The organism is Stakelama marina, from assembly GCF_018122655.1.
GTDB lineage: Bacteria > Pseudomonadota > Alphaproteobacteria > Sphingomonadales > Sphingomonadaceae > Sphingomonas > Sphingomonas marina.
The window spans coordinates 1-1575 of record NZ_JAGRQC010000011.1 but is presented as its reverse complement, the minus strand read 5'-3'; the positions used below and the strand labels follow the sequence as shown (position 1 = coordinate 1575).

Here is a 1575-nt window from a genome sequence, read left to right as displayed (position 1 = left end):
AGAACCAGGCGCGCAGCCCGAATACGAGGTTGGTCGTGCTGACGCTGTCGCCGCGCGCTCGGGCGAAATCGGCGCCATGGCCGACCCGCCATTCCTGCGCCACACCGATATAGGGCGCGAATTCACGCGCAAATTCGTAACGCAGCCGCAGCCCGGCTTCCGCCTTGTCGAGGCCCGCGCCGACACCCAGTTCGGGAATATCCTGCGCCGACAGATTCAGTTCGGCGCGCGGTTGCAGGATCAGCCGCTGCGTGATCCGCTGGTCGAGCTCACCCTCGATCCGCGCAGTCAGCTCGCCCTTGTCGGACAGGAACGCCTCGGCGCTCGTTTCGAACTGATAGGGCGCCAATCCCTGTACGCCGATCACCGCATGGGTGCGCGACGGGCCGGCGAAATCATGGCGCACGCCCGTCTGCAGGTCGAACCATGGGCCGATCGCATGGCTCCATAATGCCTGGACCTCGGCCTGTTCGGCCTCTCCGCCGAAGGTGCCTTCGCCCTCGCTCCTGATCCAGAGCTTGTCGATATCGCCGCCGTACCAGGCCTGGCCTTCCCACAAATAGCCGTCGGCGCCATCGCGCGCGCGATATTCGAGGCGGTCGACCATCACCTTGGCATAGGTCTGCCCGCCAAGCCCGTGCTTCAGTTCGTCGCGAGAGGCGCGCATCGCGTCGGCGCCCCAGATCGCGTCGGCCGCACGCGCGGGGCCGGTGCCTGCTTCGGGCGGAGGAGGGGTGGGCGTGGTCGGCGCCCGGGGACGGTCGCCCATGTCCATCTGCTGCATCGAGGGCATCGGTTGCGCCGGCTCGGCGTCGGGCTTGGCCGCGGGCATCTCCATTGCGCCATGCTGGTCGTGCGATGCGGGCGGCGCCGGTGTCGGCGAGGGGGCCGGTTGCGGCATTGCCATGTCGTGCCCGCTATGTTGCGCAAGCGCCGGGCTGGCGAGCGCGATGGCGGGTAGGGCGGCGGACAGGAAAAGCATCGTCTTCATGCCGCGTCCTCCTCGGGTGCCGCGACCGTGACGATCTGAAACATCCCGGCGTGCATGTGGTAGAGCAGGTGGCAGTGAAAGGCCCAGTCGCCGAACTCGTTGGCGGTCAGGTCGTATTCGGCGATGCCGCCCGGCTGAACGATGACGGTATGCTTGCGCGGCTGATGGGCCGGTTCGGCGCCGTTGACGAGCTCGAAGAAATGGCCGTGCAGATGGATGGGATGCGCCATCATCGTGTCGTTGACGAGCTTCACCCGCACGCGTTCATTATTGGCGAAGCGGATCGGGTCGTCGCTGACGGCGGAGAATTTCTGCCCGTCGAACGACCACATATAACGGTCCATGCTGCCGGTGAGATGGATTTCCAGCAGGCGCGACGGCACACGCAGATCCGCGTTCGGCTCGAGTGCCGCAAGCTGTTTGTAGTTTAGGACGCGGTGTCCGACATCGGACAGGCCGATGCCCGGATCGCCCATCCGGTCGACCGGATGCATCGCGACCATGCCGACGCCGGGGCCGACCTTGACGTCGGCGGGAAGCTTCGACGTGTCGCGCATCGACATGCTGCCCATGTCCATGCCGCC

Annotated in this window: 2 protein-coding genes; both read right to left on the bottom strand. The window is 66.6% G+C overall.

What is annotated here, in order from left to right:
* Positions 1–991: copper resistance protein B (locus tag J7S20_RS16280; RefSeq protein ID WP_284055303.1), on the bottom strand; the 991-nt coding region annotated here is incomplete at its 3' end.
* Positions 988–1575 (bottom strand): multicopper oxidase domain-containing protein (locus tag J7S20_RS16275; protein ID WP_284055302.1); only part of this gene is annotated, 588 nt, incomplete at its 5' end. The genes J7S20_RS16280 and J7S20_RS16275, both read right to left, overlap by 4 nt.